At 32.8% G+C, this 1,264-nt stretch carries 1 protein-coding gene; it reads left to right on the forward strand.

Annotated features, from left to right (window positions below; translation table 11 throughout):
• Positions 1-397: 397 nt before the first annotated feature.
• Complete coding sequence (locus J5224_RS28435; RefSeq protein ID WP_264628454.1) at positions 398-820, forward strand: hypothetical protein; 423 nt, start codon at positions 398-400, stop codon at positions 818-820.
• The last annotated feature ends 444 nt before the right edge of the window (positions 821-1,264 follow it).

The following is a 1,264-nucleotide window of genomic DNA, read 5'->3' on the forward strand; positions in this document are numbered from 1 at the left end:
CAGTGCCAGTGTGACGCTCGCCAGTGCGATGCTTACTGCGATCATTGCTCTTTTCATTGCTTACTCCTGTTGGGGGATGCTTTAACGGAAGGGATACCCTTGACGTTTTGTTATTGTTATGTGAAAGAGTATTCATGAGTCTGTGAACGGGGTCAAATGGTATATCTCATTCAATGCATAAGAAAAAAATCTTGTCTGACATCCTCTTTTTGTAGGAATTCTATGCTACGGAGTCTCATTTTTTATTAATTTTTGTTTGACGATTATTTAATCAAATAGAGCGATTATTGAAAAACTGAATAAAGTGCGAAAAAAGTAAGCTTTTTAAGCATTATTCTATGTGTCAATAAAATAGTGAAAGGTGAAAACAATATCTGTTTAGATAAAAGGTGGTTGAATGATGATGCTCAATGAGGGCGAGGTGAAAATCAATGATTTCTATTCTCTTTTGCATAAATATCAACGCGTCATCTTATTTTTAATCGTGTGCATGCTTCCGATCTCGTTGTTTGCTAAGAATAATTCTTCTTCAGATACACAGATTATTAGGGGGAATAAAAAATTGCAGGGTAGGCAGTTAGTGGTTGAGGCTGAAAAACCCGGAAAGTACCGAATTGGTATTCTTGTTTTTCCCGGAATTGACGTCATTGCGATTGAAAATAAAGAGGAAAGATTAAAAAAGAAACGAGAGGTGCATGGTAAGGTCATTCAGGCACTGTCAGGGAAAATTTCCCTCTATGATTTTCACTACAGGACTCTTTTTAATGTTGTGATGTTCCCTTCGCATTATGTTTTTTTACACGGCGATATATACAAATAACGCAAGTTATTAAAGTTTATATGTTTATTATATTCTGAGGGGATAATGAAAAACAACAATGTCAATGATGTGAATAAGAATCGTACTCCTTGTGGTTTGATATTGGCTTCGTCACTTTTACTCGATGTCTTTGTTATCTTTCTTTATGTTTATGATTACTCGATGGATATTGTCTTACTTTGTGTTTTTTTATCTGTTTTTTTATTTTTTTTGTATGCATTGTGTTTTTATAAAAACAAAAAAAACACTGCTGATAAGGATGAAAAAATAAATAAGAAGCTCATGTGCTGTGAAAGATTTAATCATGTGTTTAATTGTTTTTATTTGTTGATTGATTTTGTTTTTTATGTATTCAAATATATTGGGAGGATTTTTCTATGACATGTTTACCTTCAAGCTTAGATAAAGAGAATAAAGAAAAACCTATTGAAACCATCAATGATT

This window comes from Candidatus Symbiopectobacterium sp. NZEC135, assembly GCF_025962695.1.

Coding starts and splice junctions, on each gene's coding strand:
- J5224_RS28435 (WP_264628454.1), top strand. CDS start 398: ATGATGATGCTCAATGAGGGCGAGGTGAAAATCAATGATTTCTATTCT.